This window comes from Paenarthrobacter sp. E2MeOHC11 (assembly GCF_058744955.1).
In genome coordinates, this window is record NZ_CP196673.1 from 2,541,837 (window position 1) to 2,558,497 (window position 16,661).

General features: G+C 63.6%; 14 protein-coding genes and 1 riboswitch. Of the genes, 10 read left to right on the plus strand and 4 right to left on the minus strand.

Annotated elements, in window-relative coordinates; translation table 11 throughout:
• Positions 1-203: 203 nt before the first annotated feature.
• From ACSSVG_RS11935 to ACSSVG_RS11955, 5 genes are all read left to right on the plus strand, one after another.
• Positions 204-1,187, plus strand: coding sequence for an ABC transporter permease (locus tag ACSSVG_RS11935; RefSeq protein WP_492415010.1), 984 nt, complete (start codon positions 204-206; stop codon positions 1,185-1,187).
• Positions 1,187-2,149, plus strand: coding sequence for an ABC transporter permease (locus tag ACSSVG_RS11940; RefSeq protein ID WP_231341930.1), 963 nt, complete (start codon positions 1,187-1,189; stop codon positions 2,147-2,149). Before ACSSVG_RS11935 ends, ACSSVG_RS11940 begins: the two co-directional genes overlap by 1 nt.
• Complete coding sequence (locus tag ACSSVG_RS11945) at positions 2,146-4,305, plus strand: ABC transporter ATP-binding protein (protein ID WP_231341931.1); 2,160 nt, start codon at positions 2,146-2,148, stop codon at positions 4,303-4,305. The genes ACSSVG_RS11940 and ACSSVG_RS11945 overlap by 4 nt, the downstream gene beginning before the upstream one ends.
• Positions 4,306-4,384: 79 nt before the next feature.
• Positions 4,385-6,112: an ABC transporter family substrate-binding protein gene (locus ACSSVG_RS11950; protein ID WP_492415011.1), complete on the plus strand. Its 1,728-nt coding sequence runs from the start codon at positions 4,385-4,387 to the stop codon at positions 6,110-6,112.
• Between the two features lie 191 nt (positions 6,113-6,303).
• Positions 6,304-7,350 (plus strand): Gfo/Idh/MocA family protein, encoded by a 1,047-nt coding sequence (locus ACSSVG_RS11955; RefSeq protein WP_492415012.1) that lies wholly within the window; start codon positions 6,304-6,306, stop codon positions 7,348-7,350.
• Here ACSSVG_RS11955 and ACSSVG_RS11960 read toward each other — a convergent pair.
• Complete coding sequence (locus ACSSVG_RS11960; protein WP_231342337.1) at positions 7,334-7,816, minus strand: hypothetical protein; 483 nt, start codon at positions 7,814-7,816, stop codon at positions 7,334-7,336. The genes ACSSVG_RS11955 and ACSSVG_RS11960 overlap by 17 nt on opposite strands.
• A gap of 34 nt (positions 7,817-7,850) precedes the next feature.
• Complete coding sequence (locus tag ACSSVG_RS11965; protein WP_492415013.1) at positions 7,851-9,062, minus strand: WXG100 family type VII secretion target; 1,212 nt, start codon at positions 9,060-9,062, stop codon at positions 7,851-7,853.
• A gap of 298 nt (positions 9,063-9,360) precedes the next feature.
• Between ACSSVG_RS11965 and ACSSVG_RS11970 the strand changes: the two genes are divergently transcribed.
• The 4 genes from ACSSVG_RS11970 (at position 9,361) to ACSSVG_RS11985 (ending at position 12,265) form a co-directional block, all read left to right on the plus strand.
• Positions 9,361-10,071, plus strand: coding sequence for a hypothetical protein (locus tag ACSSVG_RS11970; protein WP_492415015.1), 711 nt, complete (start codon positions 9,361-9,363; stop codon positions 10,069-10,071).
• An 88-nt stretch (positions 10,072-10,159) separates the two neighbouring features.
• Complete coding sequence (locus ACSSVG_RS11975) at positions 10,160-10,711, plus strand: RNA polymerase sigma factor (RefSeq protein WP_492415016.1); 552 nt, start codon at positions 10,160-10,162, stop codon at positions 10,709-10,711.
• Positions 10,708-11,550, plus strand: a complete 843-nt coding sequence (locus ACSSVG_RS11980) for a hypothetical protein (protein WP_492415017.1) — start codon at positions 10,708-10,710, stop codon at positions 11,548-11,550. The genes ACSSVG_RS11975 and ACSSVG_RS11980 overlap by 4 nt, the downstream gene beginning before the upstream one ends.
• Before the next feature lie 454 nt (positions 11,551-12,004).
• The gene (locus ACSSVG_RS11985; protein ID WP_492415018.1) at positions 12,005-12,265 is read left to right on the plus strand and encodes a DUF559 domain-containing protein; all 261 of its coding nucleotides are present in this window, start codon (positions 12,005-12,007) and stop codon (positions 12,263-12,265) included.
• Between the two features lie 84 nt (positions 12,266-12,349).
• On the opposite strand, the gene ald is transcribed toward ACSSVG_RS11985, so the two are convergent.
• On the minus strand, positions 12,350-13,468 hold the full coding sequence (ald, locus tag ACSSVG_RS11990; protein ID WP_231342354.1) for an alanine dehydrogenase: 1,119 nt from the start codon (positions 13,466-13,468) through the stop codon (positions 12,350-12,352).
• Between the two features lie 209 nt (positions 13,469-13,677).
• Here ald and ACSSVG_RS11995 point away from each other — a divergent pair, with 209 nt between their 5' ends.
• A complete protein-coding gene (locus ACSSVG_RS11995; RefSeq protein ID WP_492415019.1) occupies positions 13,678-14,892 on the plus strand; it encodes a PucR family transcriptional regulator in 1,215 nt (404 codons plus the stop codon).
• A 188-nt stretch (positions 14,893-15,080) separates the two neighbouring features.
• Here ACSSVG_RS11995 and ACSSVG_RS12000 read toward each other — a convergent pair whose 3' ends face one another.
• Entirely contained in the window at positions 15,081-16,394 is a 1,314-nt protein-coding gene (locus ACSSVG_RS12000; RefSeq protein WP_492415020.1) for a hypothetical protein, read from the minus strand.
• A gap of 2 nt (positions 16,395-16,396) precedes the next feature.
• A riboswitch (cyclic di-AMP (ydaO/yuaA leader) is annotated at positions 16,397-16,543 on the minus strand.
• Between the last annotated feature and the right edge of the window lie 118 nt (positions 16,544-16,661).

The following is a 16,661-nucleotide window of genomic DNA, read 5'->3' on the forward strand; positions in this document are numbered from 1 at the left end:
AGGGCAGGGAAGCAAAACGTGAAGCAGTTATTGTGGTAGTTTCCTCTTGAATGTGACGCATGCCATACAGGGCTGGTGATCACTGAAGGGGTGCGGGGGACCCAACAACCCGCTGCGCCAATTCGTAGCTGACGCCGGCCACAGCCGGGAACCGCGGAAGGACGAGCATTGAGTTTTGCCACGATTCGGGGCAGCCACCCGACATGCTGAAATATCTGATGAAGCGGTCGGGCATCTACCTGATCATGATCTTCCTGACCACAAGCGCTGGCTACTTCCTGGCGGTCTCATCGCTCAAGCCCGCAGTTCTCGAGCAAGAGAAAATTCCGCGGCCAACCCCTGAACAGGTAGCTGCGTCTTTCCGTGGACTGGGCTTGGACCCGGACTTGAACCCTTGGGAACGCTACGTCCAGTGGCTCGGTGGCATCATCACCCGCTGGGACTGGGGCCGCAGCCCGAACGGCGCGTTCGTCAACGCCGAATTCGCCGACCGCGTGCTGGTTTCCACCCGGCTGTTCATTGCTTCGATCATCCTGACGCTGGTCATCGGCGTCGCCCTCGGGGTCTACTCCGCCGCACGCCAGTACAAGTTCCAAGACCGTGTCATCACGTCCTACAGCTACCTGGTCCACATCCTCCCGGCTCCCATCGCCTACTTCCTGGTGCAGCTGGGTGCCATCAGCGTCAATGAGGCCGTAGGCGAGCGCATCTTCTTCGTCACAGGAATTTCGACGCCGGGAATTGAGCCAGGCTGGCCCGCGTTCGTTGACCTCGTGGCCCACTACGCCGTGCCCACCTTCGCGATGACCATCTTCGGTTGGGCGGGCTACCAGATCGCCCAGCGGCAGTACTTGCTTGACAACGTCAACGCCGATTTTGTCCGCACTGCCCGGGCCAAGGGGCTGACCCGGAACCAGGCGATCAGGAAGCACGCGCTGCGCGTCTCCTTCATCCCAGTGGCGCAAAGCATCGCGTTCACCATCCCGGCAATCTTCACGGGCGGCTTCTTCGCCGAGGCCATCTTCGCCTGGCCGGGCATCGGCCTGTGGAGTATCCAGTCGATTGGCCTGCAGGACGTCAACGTGGCCACGGCCACGCTGGCCTACGGCTCGGTGATCTTCGCGATCGGCGCGATCCTTGCCGACTTCGCCACCACGCTGGTCGATCCGCGAGTGAGGGTCCAGTAATGACCAACATCATCGATCCCATCGCGGAAATCGACGAGGCCCGGGTAGCTGACCAGGACGTCGTCATTGGGAAGTCCCGCATCATCTTCCGTCGGTTCATGCGGAACCGGACCGCCGTCGCCGGGCTGTTCGTTTTCGTGGCGTTGTTCCTCTTCTCCATCTTTGGCGGCTTCCTCACGCCGTGGGACAAGGACACTCTTGATCCTCTGAACATCGGCATGCCGCCGTCACCGGACCACTTGCTCGGTACCACGCAGGCTGGCATCGACCTCATGGCACTCATAGTGGACGGCACTCGGACCTCCATTCTCATCGGCCTGATCGTGGGCGGCTTGTCCGTGCTGATCTCCGCCGTGTATGGCTGCACCATGGCGTTCTTCGGGGGCAAGGTGGACGCCACCATGCTGTTCATCCTCGAAGCACTCATCATGATGCCCGCCATCCTGGTGGTGGCCGTGGCAACCAGCGGAAGCGGTGGCCTGAAGGACCTTCCCAGCTGGCTCCTGCTGGTGATCGTCCTGCTGTTCTTCAGCTGGATGGGCACCGCCCGCCTGGTGCGCTCGCTGTCCATGTCCCTGATGCAGCGCGACTACGTCAAGGCCGCCAAGTACATGGGCGTCCCGTCCCGGCGTATCGTCTGGCGTCACCTGGTTCCCAACATCGGCTCGTTGCTGGTCCTCGACTTCACCCGTGGCATCACCGGGGCAATCCTTGCCGAAGTCGCCTTCTCCTTCATCGGCATCGGCATTAAGCTCCCGGACGTCAGCCTCGGCGTCCTCATTGGGCAGGCCACGGGCCAGGTGTCCTCCTTCCCGTGGATGTTCTGGGTACCGCTGACTGTCATGTTCCTGCTGACCGGCTCGCTGGCCATGATGAACGACGGCCTCCGTGACGCCTTCGACCCCAGCTCCAGCTCCATTGGCCGGGCGAAGACCAAGACCGCAAAGAAGACCAACAAATGAGCACCAACACCACACCCGCCGAGCGCCTCCGCGACGCCGGACTCTACGCACCCGGCGACGCTGTCCTCAGCGTCCGCGACCTGAACGTGCGCTTCAACTCCGAAAACGGCGTGGTCCACGCCGTCCGTGGAGTGGACTTCGACCTCATGCCAGGCAAGACCCTGGGCATCGTGGGGGAATCCGGCTCCGGTAAGTCCGTGACGTCCATGGCCATCATGGGGCTCCTCCCGGAAACTGCGGACATCACCGGCTCGGTGCGCTTCAAAGGCAAGGAACTCCTGGGCCTCAGCGACAAAGCCATGTGCAAGCACCGCGGCAACGACATCGCCATGGTGTTCCAGGACCCACTGTCCTCGCTCACCCCCGTCTACACGGTGGGCACCCAGATCATCGAGGCACTGACCGTCCACAATCAGACCATGAGCAAGCAGGCCAAAGAAGCCCGCGCCGTCGACCTCTTGCGCATGGTGGGTATCCCGAGCCCCAAGGACAGGCTGAAGGCTTTCCCGCACGAATTTTCCGGCGGCATGCGCCAGCGCGTCATGATCGCCATCGCCATCGCCAACGATCCGCGGGTACTCATCGCCGATGAACCCACGACGGCGCTCGACGTCACCATCCAGGCGCAGGTGCTGGAAGTCCTGCACACCGCGCAGGAGGAGACCGGCGCCGCCGTCGTCATGATCACGCACGACCTCGGCGTCGTTGCCGGCATGGCCGACGACATCATGGTCATGTACGCGGGCAAGCCCGTGGAAACCGGCACGGTGGAGGACATCTACTACAACCCGCGGATGCCGTACACACTGGGCCTCCTCGGCGCGGTTCCGCGAGTAGACACGGCCACCAAGCAGTCGCTGGTACCTATCGAAGGGACTCCGCCCAACCTCGCCCTGCCGGTGACGGGCTGCTCGTTCGCGGCCCGTTGCCCCCTGGTCAGCGACGCCTGCCTGCATGGCGAGCCGGAGCTGTTACCCGTGCCCGGTGTTGAGGGCCAGACGCTGGGGCATAAGGCAGCGTGCATCAAGTCGCAGGAGCTGTCCAACGACGCTGACGCCCACAGGATCTTCCACGCGCCGCCCAAGCCCATCTCAAAGTTCGACGGCGTTGCCCGCGTCGAGCGCGACAAGGTCCTGGAACTCAAGGACGTGAAAAAGCACTTCCCCTTGCTCAAGGGTGCGCTGATCAAGCGGCGGATCGGCACGGTCAAGGCCGTGGACGGCCTGAGCTTCGATATCCGCGAGGGTGAGTGTGTCTCGATCGTGGGTGAGTCCGGCTGCGGTAAGACCACCACGCTCCTGGAGATTATGGAATTCCACCCGGACCAGGTGGGCGAAGTGATCATCGGCGGTGTCAGCAACAAGGTGGCCACGGATCACAAGACCAAGATGGCCATGCGCAAGGAAATGCAGATGGTGTTCCAGGACCCCACAGGCGCCTTGGATCCGCGTTTCACCGTGTACGAAGTCCTGGCGGAACCCCTTGAGAACTTGGGGATGCCCAAGGCCGCCATCAAGAAACGCATCATGGAACTCATGAAGCTGGTAGGCCTGCAGCCGGACCACGTGAACCGCTTCCCCAACCAATTCTCCGGCGGCCAGCGTCAGCGTATCGGCATTGCCCGGGCGCTCGCGGTCAATCCCAAGCTCGTGGTCCTGGACGAACCGGTCTCTGCCTTGGACGTCTCCGTCCAAGCAGGGGTCATCAACCTGCTGGACAAGCTCCGGGCCGAACTGGGGCTGAGTTACCTGATGGTGGCCCACGACCTTTCGGTGGTCCGCCACATTTCAGACCGTGTGGCCGTGATGTACCTGGGCAAGATCGTGGAAACCGGCGACGTGGACGACGTCTTCGACAACCCACGCCACCCCTACACCAGGGCCCTGCTGTCCGCCATCCCGGTGCCGGACCCCAACCTGGAGCGCACCCGCGAACGCATCATCCTGCAGGGTGACCTTCCCAGCCCGTTGGATGCGCCCAAGGGATGCAATTTCGCCACGCGTTGTCCTGTGTTCGCCGCGCTACCTGCCGCGAAGCAGGAGAAGTGCCTTACTCTGGAGCCGCCACTGGCTTCTGAGAAGGAAGGCGCGCAGGACTTCGCATGCTTCTTCCCGGACGGAGAGATAGATGCCGACATGCTGGTGGTGCATGCCTGACGACATATGACGCACTTGAAATGAATCCCTGGTCTCAACTCGCAAATGAAATTCCAGTCGTAAACATGAAGGGCAAACCATGAAGAAATACACGACGATCGGCGGCGTAGCGCTCGCAGCGACGCTCATGCTGACCGCTTGCGGCGGGGGAACGCCGTCGGGTCCGGCCTCGCAGAAGGCCGAAGAAGCAGGCGGTGACATCAGCAAGCTGATCAGCGTCAACGCCAAGGAAGCAAAAGACCTGGAACCGGGTGGCACGGTCACCCTTGCTGTCGGCAGCATTGGTCCGGACTTCAATGGCTTCTCAAATGTGGGCAACAGCGCTGACAATTCGGCCCTGATGACTCCCGTCAACACTGCCTCCATCAACAGCGGTGGCATTGGCGGCTGCTGGAAGCTGGACTTCGATGGCAAGGCAGAGCCGAACAAGGACTTCTGCGAAGACGTCAAGAGCGAAGTCAAGGACGGCAAGCAGACCATCACCATCAAGGTCAACGACAAAGCGACGTGGAACGATGGTACGCCCATCGACGTCAAGACGTTCGAAAACACCTGGAAAATGCTCAAGGGTGAAAACAAGTCAATCGACATCGTGACCGCTGGTGCTTACGCTTTCGTCGATTCAGTCAAGGCAGGTGCCAACGACAAAGAAGTCATTGTCACCACTACCCAGCCGGTCTTTCCGTTGGAAGGCCTCTTCTTCGGCTTGATCCACCCGGCCATCAATACCCCCGAGATCTTCAACACGGGGTTTGCAGGCAACATGCACCCCGAATGGATGGCGGGACCTTTCAAGGTGGAGAACTACGACACCACCGCCAAGACGGTCACCATGGTGCCCAACGACAAATGGTGGGGCCAGAAGCCGGTCCTCGAAAAGGTCATCTGGCGCCAGATGGAGCCGAGCGCAACCATCGCTGCGTTCAAGAACGGTGAAATCGACGCAGCCAACGGCCGTACCCTGGGCCGCTACAAGCAACTCGAAGGAACCACCAACTCCGAGGTCCGCCGCGGTCAGCGCCTGTTCGCCGGTGGTCTCAACATCAATGCTAAGCGCCCGGCTCTGACCGACGTCGCAGTACGCCAGGCGATCTTCACCGCCGTCGACCGCAAAGCGATCCGCGATGTCCGCTTCAACGGCCTGAACTGGTCCGAGGAAAGCTCCGGCTCCATGATGCTGATGCCGTTCTCCGAGTACTACCAGGACAACTACCCTGTGAAGGACACCGGCACTGAGGCTGCCAAGAAGGTCCTGACCGACGCTGGCTACACGGCCAACGATAAGGGCATCATGGCGAAGGATGGCGTCCCCGTCTCCTTCAAGATCACTAACTTCGGTGACGACCCCACCACGGCTGCAACCTCGCAGACCCTGCAGAAGCAGCTCCAGGCCGCTGGTATGGATGTGTCCATTGACCAGCGCGGTGATGCTGACTTCGGCAAGGTCATCGGCGGACGCGAGTTCGACGTGACCATCTCCGGTTACACCGTGGGCGCGGATGCCACTGATGCCGTGAAGCAGTTCTACGACTCCGCCACTAACGAAAACGGCTTGGGTGATGCTGAGCTCGACGCCGAAATCACGCGCTTGGCAACCATTGCTGATGACAAAGAGCGCAACAAGGCCGCCATGGACGTCGAGAAGAAGCACATGGAGAAGTACTTCTCCATGGGTACCGTGCTGAACGGCCCGGAGATCCAGTTTGTGCGCACAGGCCTGGCCAACTACGGCCCGTCCCTGTTCAAGAGCCTCTCCAACGTTCCTGACTGGACCACCATCGGCTGGGAAAAGGGCGCCAAGAAGTAGCCTCCCCGCTGTAAGTTCCTGAAGGCCGGGAGCTTCCCTGAACCTGTTGACCGGTTCGGAGAGGCTCCCGGCCTTCGCCGTCCCCACGCTCTCTCACCTTTTGCGCCTTTCACGCCAACCCTCTATCACCCGGTGATAGAGGGTTGGCGTGAAAGGGCCGTTACGTGAGTGAGGATCGGTAGCCTAGGGTCATGACTTCCACGCCGATCCGTACCGCAGTAGCAGGTTTCGGGCTATCGGGCAGCGTATTCCACGCGCCCTTCATCGCCAGCAATCCCGCCTATGAGCTCGCCGTCATCGCAACTTCGGATGCATCGCGCCAATCCAAAGCCAAGGACCGCTACCCACAGGCGACGATCGTCAACACGCCGGAGGACGTCCTGGCCCTCGCTGGCGAACTGGACCTCGTTGTCCTGGGCACACCGCCCGCAACCCATTACCCGCTGGCGAAAGCGGCGCTGGAAGCCGGGCTCGACGTCGTCGTTGACAAGCCGTTCGTGGTGCACAGCGCCCAAGGTGAGGAACTAATCCAGCTTGCAGCGAGCCTGGGCCGCGTCCTCACGGTGTACCAGAACCGGCGCTGGGACGCAGACGCTCTCACTGTGCAGAAACTGCTCGACGCCGGGACGTTGGGTACCGTGACCCGGTTTGAGGTGGGCATGGAGCGATGGGCGCCGGAGATCGCCAAAGCATGGAAGGCCAGCGCCACGGCCCAGGATGGCGGGGGTGTCCTCTTCGACCTCGGCACCCACGTCCTCGACCTCACTCTCCGTTTCTTCGGCCCCGCCGAGGTCACCTACGCAGAAATCCAAGCACGCCGCCCCCAGGAAAGTGCGGACGACGACGTCTTCCTTGTCCTGCAACACCAATCGGGTGTGGTCACCCATGTCACCATCAACCTCAACAGCCACCTCCACGGACCGCGCTTCCGCATCCTCGGCACCGAGGGCGGATTCGTAAAGTTCGGTGCCGACCCGCAGGAGCCGTATGTGCTGGGCGGTGGGCTGCCTACGGACCCCGGGTACGGCGTCGAGCCTGCCGAAAACCATGCCACGCTGGAAGTCAACGGGCGGCGCACCGCTGTCCCCACCGAGCGCGGGGCGTACCCCGAGTTCTACAGGATCCTGGCGGACAAGCTCGACGACGGCGGCACGGCCTCTGCTCTTCCGTTACCTGTTGATCCGGTTGACTCGGTTGCGGTGCTGAAGCTGATTGAGCAGGCTAGGGCGCTGGCGTAACGTCCGCGCTCGCAACGACCGAGTAGATGGCCTTGAGGTCGTCGTTCCCCTCAACCGGCTGGCAACTGCCGGTCAACTGGACGATGTCCGCGGCGGTTTGGTGATGGACCACCGTGACGGCTGTGAACTGCGCCAAGGACCCGGCCTGCGGGTGTGTGTATCGCGCCTCGCGAACGTGCCAATCACGGCCGTTGATGACCACGGGTTCGGTGGCAAGCAGCACAGCATCGGGCAGGGCATCCAGGAATTGGTCCACGGAGGCCGCGATGTCCTGGAGGCCGTACTCCGGCAAGCGGCGCGACACGGAGATGACCACATTCGCCGTGTAGTTTCCTGCAGTGGCGGGGGCCATGAGTGCCCCCACCGCGTCGGGAACCACTTGCTGCGTCCAACCGGCCGGCGGTGTGAGCTTGATGGACGGGTAGGCGGGGAAAGCGTCGGACGGGAAGACCTGGTGTGATGTCATGGGAGTCCTTTCGGAGCAGTGTCTGGTCAGGAGGCTATTTGTTGAGGAAATCGACGAACCCGGTCACGGAATCCACGAATCCGGAGGGACTGATCGTGATTTGGGCTCCGGCGCCGAGTCCAAGTTCCGCCGTAATTTTCGCGCCCACACCCAAGGTGAAGCCGTCCTCGTCCATTGACGCGTTGAAGAAGTAGCCTTCGCCCGCGCCAGCGGCGACAGTTTCTGACGTAGACAGCTTTTGGCCCAGCACTTCAATGTACTGGGAGGCGGTCAGTTCCGCACCAGCTCCGGCACCGGCTACTTTGCCGGTGACGTCATCGTTTTTGACGCTGACCTCGCCTTCGCCGGCGCTGGCCCAAGCTCCTCCGCGCAACTCCGCTCCTTGTCCAATGCTGAACAAGCCTCCCGCGAACTCCGTTTCGTTGCCGAAGGTGACCTTTTGGCCCGCAAACGCTTCGCCGCCTGCACCGAACAGGAAGGGGGTTTCCGCGCTCGCGTGGATCCCTGCTTCCGCCCCGGTCATGCCCCGGACGGTCGATGTGTTGGTTGCCCACCCGTCAAAGAATTCGCTCTTGGTTGTGGTGGTGTTCTCCACGCCTACGAAAACCTCCCCGTTGGCCTGGAGGCTCGGGAGTCCCAACCCGAAGGGAACCCGGGCATCGATCTTCCCGTCCCCGCGGGCTCCAGAGAACGTTTCGTTGGTAGTGGTGGTCGTGACGGGGCCGAATCCGGACGTGGCAGTCCAGGTCATCTCGGCCCCGATCTTGCCGTCAACGGAGGCCTCAAAAGCCGCTCCATCAGGACCGACTGATCCGCGCGCCTCGCCATTGACCTCAGCCACCAAGGACCCGTCGCCCTCAACCGTCACCGGACCGTAGGTGGTTGGACCAAAAGTGAATCCGGGCATTCCCTCTGGGCTTTTGCCGACTCCCGGGCCCGGTCCGCCCTTGGAACCTCCAGGTCCACCCGATCCGCACAGAGACGCTTGCTCCTGCTGCTCGGCATTGAGCTTCAAGGCGCGGGCGTTGGTCTTCAAGCATGCAGCTGCCGCTCCCAACCTGCCTTGGAGGTCGCTGTGCCAAGCGCTGCGAAACTGGTCTGCATCGTTTCCACGCCAGTAGCTGCCATTCTGGATCAATCCGTTGAGCTGGCGCCTGAGATCGGCGATCTTTTCAGCCTCAGCGTCCATCACGGCCGACAACCGCCGGAGGTCTCCGACGTCCGCGCCCACCAATCCCTGTCCCATTACGAACCCTGTCCCATTACGTATCCCCTGAACGTAGTGACGTGCAAATAGCCAGTGGGCCAACGGCGCCAGGCATTCCCTGAGCATAGTTGGCGGCAGCGAACCCGGCCATGGGGACATCTAGCCGCTGTGCACAAAGGGCCTGACAGCACTCCGCGGAAGTAATTTCGGACAAAGCGTAACCTCACCGGTGCCGCGAACGATGTAAGGGGAGTGCGGGCCACGTCCGCACGCTGATCATCCGGCAGCGACCCAACCGCTGCCGGGGCAATCCCCAAATCGTTTGTCGGAGGGTTTCATGTCCTTTTTCACTGTCCTTGCCACCAGCAAAGTCGCCGCCGGCGTCCTGGCTGCCGGAGCCGTAGCAGCCGGCGGAACCAGCGTCGCTGCCTTCAATGGCGCACTTCCCACCGAGTTCCAGCAGACTGCACACAACCTCGTTGGTGCACCGGCTCCGCTCGACGGGAAGGCCGCTGAAGCAGCCGAAGCCGCCAAGACCGCCAACACCAAGGCGACTGACGCCGTCGAGACTGCGCAGGCAAAGGCTGCCCACGCCGCCGACGCCGGCCAGGCGAAGGCTGCCGAGGCTGTGTCCGACACCGGGGCCGCAGCCAAAGATGCCACTTCCCCGGAGGCTTTCGGCCTTTGCACCGCCTTCCTGAACGGTGGCCTGAAGTCCGACTCCAAGGCCCCCGGCTTCGAATCCCTGACCATCGCCGCCGGTGGCGAAGCAAAGGTGGAAGCGCACTGCGAGGCAGTGGTTGATGCCGGTAAGGCTGCCGGTGCGAAGACGGACTCTTCGGCCAAGGCGGAAACCGACGTCGATGCCGCAGTAACGCCTGAACTTCCGGCAAAGCCGGCCGTTCCTGCGGTGCCCGCGACGCCCGCCGTACCCGCTGTGCCCGCGACGCCCGCTGTCCCGGCGACGCCTTCCGTTCCTTCGTTGCCGTCGCACGTTCCCGCGGACGTTCCTGCCGCTCCGGGAGCACCCCTCGATTCTGTCCGCTAAGCGCGCAGCAGCTACGGTTTAAGGGCGGGGCTCCTTGGCTTAGGACAAGGAGCCCCGCTTTCGTAACGTGGAATGGAGGCGTCCACGGGTGCTTGACCCCATGGCGGATGAATATGTGCAGGCGGACCGTGACGACCCCGCGCTGCTGTTCACTGCTGCCTACAACAGCTTCGCCGGACCTGTCTTTGGCTACCTCCGGGCACGCGGCGTGGACGACCCCGAAGCCGTCACTCAGGACGTGTTCCTTGCCCTGTATCCAAGGCTCGAAGCCCTCCATGGCGGACTTCAGGGTGCCAAAACGTTGTTGTTCTCCATCGCCCATGCCCGGATGGTGGACCACTACCGCAAACGCGAACGGACACCCGATTCCACGCCCTACGAGTCGGAACTGGACTCACGGCGAGCGTCGTCGGCGGAAGACGAGGCTTTCGGACGGGCCTCCGGTGTGGGTGTCACCGAATTGTTGGATGACCTCACGGACGACTACCGGGAGGTCCTGGCTTTACGCGTTGTTGCCGACCTTTCCGTGGAAGAAACAGCGGGCATCATGGGCAAGTCCCAAGGCGCCGTGAAGCAGTTGCAGCGCAGGGCATTGAGCGCACTGAAGAAGCGTGCACTACGAACGAATGGCACATCATGAGCGAACACCTTCCGTCACGCGGACGCCACAACGAGCTGGCAATCGACCGCCTGCTGGCCGAATCACGCCTCGATGGCGACGCCGATCTCCGCACCGAACTCCTGGAGCTCCGCTCACTGGCCAGCACTGCCCCGTTGCCGTCCGACGCAGTCCGCGCCCTGATGGTCGGCGGCCCCGCTGCAGTCACCCAACAGACCACGACGGCGGAGGCCCTGGTCGCGCCGTCCGGCGCATCGACGGCGGTACTCGCCACGGCTGACCTGGCCCATGCCCAAGCCCCTGTGGGTGGGCCGGCAGTTGTCGACGAACTGGCAGCCGTCGAGGAAATCGCAGCGCGGCGACGGAAGAAGCGTCGCACCGCCATCGCTGGCCTGGCCGTGGTGGTGTCCTTGGCCGGAGGTGCCACTGCGGCGGCCGCGTCCGATGGCGGGATTCCGGGTGCCTTCCAGCATTTGGGCGCAGCCATCGGATCCGTTGTCTCGCAGTTGGCGCCCGGCTCCGGAAATGCTCCGCAGCAGGGCGGTCCTGTTGGTCCGGCACCCGCACCACCTGCCGATGAAACGCCTGCACCCCCGGTCCGGAACCAGCCCGGTCCAGCACCTTCGACGCCGGGCGCCCTTGATCGCGTTCCGCAGCCGGGCGGGGCGGCACCATCGCAAGCACCCAAGGGTCCGCAGCACGATGAACCCGGCAAGAGAGTCATTCCCACGCCCCCAGTGGTACCTGTGACGCCACCAGCCATCGATACGCCGACGATCGATCCCTCAAAGATCCGCCCGTCGGAGATTCCCGTTCCTGTTCCCACGCACGTCGTTCCCGACGTTCCTGGCAAGCCGTAGGTCACAAGCACGTTGCCAAACCGCTAAATCGTTGCCGCCCCGCCATGGAGAAGCGGTTTATCAACGTTGTTGTCCACATAAGGCCAAAGCTCGATGGCCTCGGGCCTGGGTTCGGCCAAGCATGGGTCCATGAACCCAAGAAAACTCGATGCCCTCATCACCGCACATTGGCCGGAGACGTCCGTTGCCTCCACTCCGGAGCTTCTGCGGAGTGGGCTTGGCGACCGGGTCCTGACGGCGGGCGTACGCTCCGGGAAGCTCCTGAGATTGAGGCGGGGCGCTTACGTCCGGGCAGCTGATTGGCGCCGCCGAAAACCCTGGGACCAGGAGCTGCTCCGCATCCAGGCGCACCACTGCAGCAACCCCGCCAGCCAGGCCGTCTACAGCCATGTGAGTGCGGCCCGACTCCACGGATTCTCAGATTGGGAGGGCGGGCCACACGTGCATGTCACCAGTGGCGACGCCCATTGGCAGGTTCAGGGGAGATTTCGGCTGGTCGGAACAGAAGGTCATCCTTGAGTTCGACGGCCGCGCCAAATATTTTGAGTTCGCGCCCACGGACGAGGTCATTTTCGAGGAACGTCGCAGGGAGAAGGCGCTCGAAGCAATGGGGTGGCAGATTGTCCGCGTTGAGTGGGATCACCTCAGCCGTCCGTGGGAAGTTGAGCAGCGGCTCAAGCTTGCGCTGGGCAGGCGGCGGGGGATCGGACGCTAACACGTGGAAAGCCCGCTGTTCCGTTGCTGGGCAGCAACGGAACAGCGGGCCAACGACGTCCAATCGCCGCCGCGAAGCTAAAAGCTAGGCGGAAACCAGGCCGTGCCAGTCGTTGACGAGGGGCAGGTTGTGCGCCTCGGAAACGGAGTGGTGTGCCACGTGGCCTGCGGCGATGTTGAGGCCGGCGGCCAGCGCGGGGTCGCGGTCGAATGCGGCCTTGACGCCCAGGTTGGCCAGTGCCACGGCGTAGCGCAGGGTGACGTTGGTCAGTGCGTACGTGGAGGTGTTCGGAACGGCGCCAGGCATGTTGGCAACGCAGTAGAAGATCGAGTTGTGGACCTTGTACGTCGGTTCCTGGTGGGTGGTGGGGTGCGTGTCCTCGAAGCAGCCGCCCTGGTCCACAGCGATGTCCACCAGGACCGAGCCCGGCTTCATGCGGGAGACGAGCTCGTTGGTGACCAGCTTGGGAGCCTTGGCACCCGGGATCAGGACGGAGCCGATCACGAGATCTGCGTCGATAACTGACTTCTCGATCTCGTAGGCGTTGGAGGCAACGGTCTTCAGCCGGCCCTGGTAGAGGGCGTCGAGTTCGCGCAGCCGATTGATGTTGATGTCCATGATGGTGACATCAGCACCGAGGCCCAGAGCCATGGCAGCGGCGTTGGTTCCCGCAACGCCGGCACCGAGGACAACGACCTTGGCCGGGCGGACGCCCGGTACGCCGCCCAGGAGGACGCCCTTGCCGCCAGCCGGGGCCATGAGGGAAGAAGCGCCGACTACGACCGAGAGGCGGCCTGCGACCTCGGACATCGGGGCGAGCAGGGGAAGGGTGCGGCCTTCCTGAACGGTTTCGTATGCGATGGCCGTGACGCCGGAGTTGATGAGCTCGGCAGTGAGCTCGGGCTCTGCGGCCAGGTGCAGGTAGGTGAAGAGGATGAGGCCTTTGCGGAAGCGGTGGTATTCCGCGGCGATGGGCTCCTTGACCTTCATGACCATGTCCGCACGGCCCCAGACGTCATCAGCTTCGTTGACGATTTCAGCGCCGGCGATCGAGTATTCCTCGTCGGTGATGCCCGAGCCGAGGCCTGCGCCGCGTTCAACCAGAACGGTGTGTCCGTGGGTGCGGAATTCGTGGACACCTGCAGCCGTGATGGCTACGCGGAATTCGTTGTTCTTGATTTCTTTGGGGACGCCGATGATCATCTGTGGGCTCCATCGTTAGCGGCCTCTTCGGCCGAAAATGTGTTGCGGGCTGTGATTCAAGAATAAATCCGGCTGTGAGGCAGGCGACAAGGATTCCAGCGCCCGCTTCTGCCGAAACCCCGGAAAATCAAGGGTCTTCTCTTTATGGGCTCGACATTTGTCGAGCACTGGAGCGTCAGGTGTCGCCTGCTGTTGGTACGCTTTGAAGGATGCAGCAGGACGTGGAACAGATCGTAGAACGCGTGGCGTTGAAGCTGGGCCGAGGCCTCTCCCTCGAAGACCTCGACGGCGTCCTCCTTGCCTACAGTTCCAACCAGTCCCACGCCGACCGCGTCCGCGTGAACTTCCTCCTCAGCAAGCGCGTCCCCAGCGATGTCAGCCTCTGGCAGCTGTCCCACGGCATCGCCACGGCGGTGCGTCCCGTCGTGGTTCCCGCCAACGAGGAGCTCGGCATGTTGGGCCGGGTTTGCGTCCCCCTCCTTGTGCGGGGTTTCCGTGTGGGCTACTTATGGGTCCAGCTCGACGTTGAAGAGCAAAGCGCGACGGCGATACTCGCCGAATTGCCCGGCGTGCGCGACGAATTGGACCTGCTGGCGGGTTTGCTCCTTGATTCCAACACCGCTGAATCAGAGTTCAGGCGCAGGCGTGAGCAGGAGTTCCTCTCGGCATGCAGCGGGGAATCGAACGCGGTGGCAGCGGTGGCTGGGTGGAAGGAAATCCAAGGCCGGGGTCCGTGGCAACTGGTGACCATCCTGGACGCGGACGGTGTGCGGTCCGACGTCGACCCCATTGCCGCGACCCTGACCCACCGCTCGGCCGCGCTGCAGTCCACAATCGGTGTCAACGCCGCGCTGTTCAGTGCAGGAACCGAGACGCATTCTGTGGTCTTGTTCCGCGAGTCGGGTGGCCGGGCGGACCACGCCCAGGTGCTGGTCCACTATCAATTGGAGCTCGCCAAGCGGGCCGGTAGGACGGTGGATCGGGTGATCCTGGGCATCAGCGAGCCGTTCCACGTCATCCGGCAGCTCGCCGGCGCCTACCGGCAGTCGAAGGTTGCGGCGCAGGCGGCCGCCGTCGATCAGCCACTCGGGGAGCTTGTGGACAGCCGGGCAGTGGGCGTCTACCAGCTCTTCGACCGACTGCTGGCACCAGGGGGCTGGGATGACACCGGGTCTGTGCACTTCCGGTCCTTGGAGGACCATGACAAGAACGGCGAACTGTTGCCCGTCCTGGAGCTTCTCTATGACAGCGACGGTTCAGTACAGGATGTGGCGGCCAAACTTCACCTCCACAGAAGCAGCATCTACAACAGGCTCGGCAGGATCCGCCAGCTCATCGGCGCTGATCCCTTGAGCGGCGCAATCCGGCTTGAGTTGCATGCTGCCTTGAAAGCGCGGCGATGGGCGGGGCGGCCTCGGATTTGAGGGTGGATGGACGAATGAGGCAGGCACCCGTCGTGGGTGCCTGCCTCATTCGCAGGGTTCGCTTTAGGACCGTTTCAACCGCTGGCAGCTCCAGCGCCCCAATCGACGACGGAAGGTGGCCGTCCGGCTGCTGCTGCAGTACCGGCTGTGCCAGCCCGCATGCGTGCTGGTGCGCGGCAGGCGGGTGCTCACTTGAGGGCTTCCTTTGCGGCGTCGAGGATCTCTTCAAGAGCCGTCCCTGAGGCCTGCGGTGTCGTAGACGCAACGGGCTTGCCGGTGGGCCGGGGCTTGGACGTCTGCGTGGACGTTTCCGTGGGAGTGGGAGTGGGAGTGGGAGTCGGAGTCGGAGTCGGAGTGACAGTCGGCGTCGTCGTGGGTGTCGGAGACGGTGTCGTGGGCGGCGTGGTGATCGTGTCCGAGGGCACGTCGCCAGGAGCCGGAGCTGGCTGAGCCGGTGCCGGGCTGGTGGTACCAGGCGCAGCGGCGATGGTCGCAGGCACAGCGGACGGGACCCACACCGGATCAGCCAGTGAAATCTTCGGGGTAGGAATCGACGACGGCGAAACGGCGGCGGGTGCCTCCGGAACCGTGGCCGGCTGACCGGCTTCCGATGTCGCCGCCGCTGATGCAGAAGGCGATGAGGCGGTGGAGTACGAAGCGCTGGGCGCGGGGGTTGCCGAGCCCGAGTTTCGATCGGTGCCGCTACCGCTGGCTTCCTGGGCTGGCGTTTCCTGGCCGAAGAAGGGCAGCTCGAGAGCCTGCCCCAAGGTTCCGGCCGTCAGGACCAGGCCGAGTGCACCTGCCACCACGGCCATGCGCTGGCTCATGTGCTTGACCGACGCAGCTTTCCGCAAAACCGTATGGGGTTCCCGGCCAAAGGAGGAGCCACCAAAGCTGGATTTGGCGGCAGCGGCTGACGCTGCCTGCTTGCGATTATCCTTGCGGCCGGCGAGTGACGCCGACGCAGTTGCGGCCGCGGCGACCTGGGCCGGGGACTTGCCTCGCGGCGACACAGGGGCCGGAGCCGCGGATGTGGTCGCGGATTCATCGGGGGCTGCCACCACGGGGATGGCTGTCGTGGCTGGTTCCGACGAGCCTGGCTGAGGGCTTGTGGGATTAACGATCGGGATGGCCGCGGTGGGAGGCCCCGGCGTGGTGGATGCCGGAGTCTCAGCTTGAACGACCGGAATGGCTGCAGTTGCCGCCTCAACAGGCCCGGGCCGGGATGATTCCCCCGCAGCGGGCTCTGCAGGAGCGGTCACAGCCTGGGCTGCCTGCTCCCTCTCGGCCGCGCGTACGGCTGCGCGCGTGGTGGGCGTTGCGACGGTGGGGACGGCCGTGGTGGCGGCTTCCGGCGTCGTGCTTGTAGTTTCGGGCGCCGCGACGGAGTCTGCAGGCGCGCTGATGGGGGATCCGCTGGGTTGGGCCCGACGGCGTCCGGTTGGCTTGGTGCGCTCGCGTTCAGTCTGGGCGCGGCGCGGCTGATCCATGGTTGGGGACATGGTGGTTGCCTCTCAACGCCTTCGAGGTTAGCTGTCGGGTTCGGACGAGGCCGTCCGGCCGCACAAGGCGGCTTCACCCCAAGGACTTGAATCAAGTCCGGGAACTTTTGGGTCCCCCGCCTCTGCCGCGGGTCTGGCGGATCCCGGATTGCGGCAGAGCTCGGCGTCAATCCGGAAGCGGCCCAGCGGAGATAAGGGTCGCCCTACGACGGTACATGAGCCGGAAAGTAAAGTCACATTAATGTAACGGGCGGTAGGCCTCCCCCA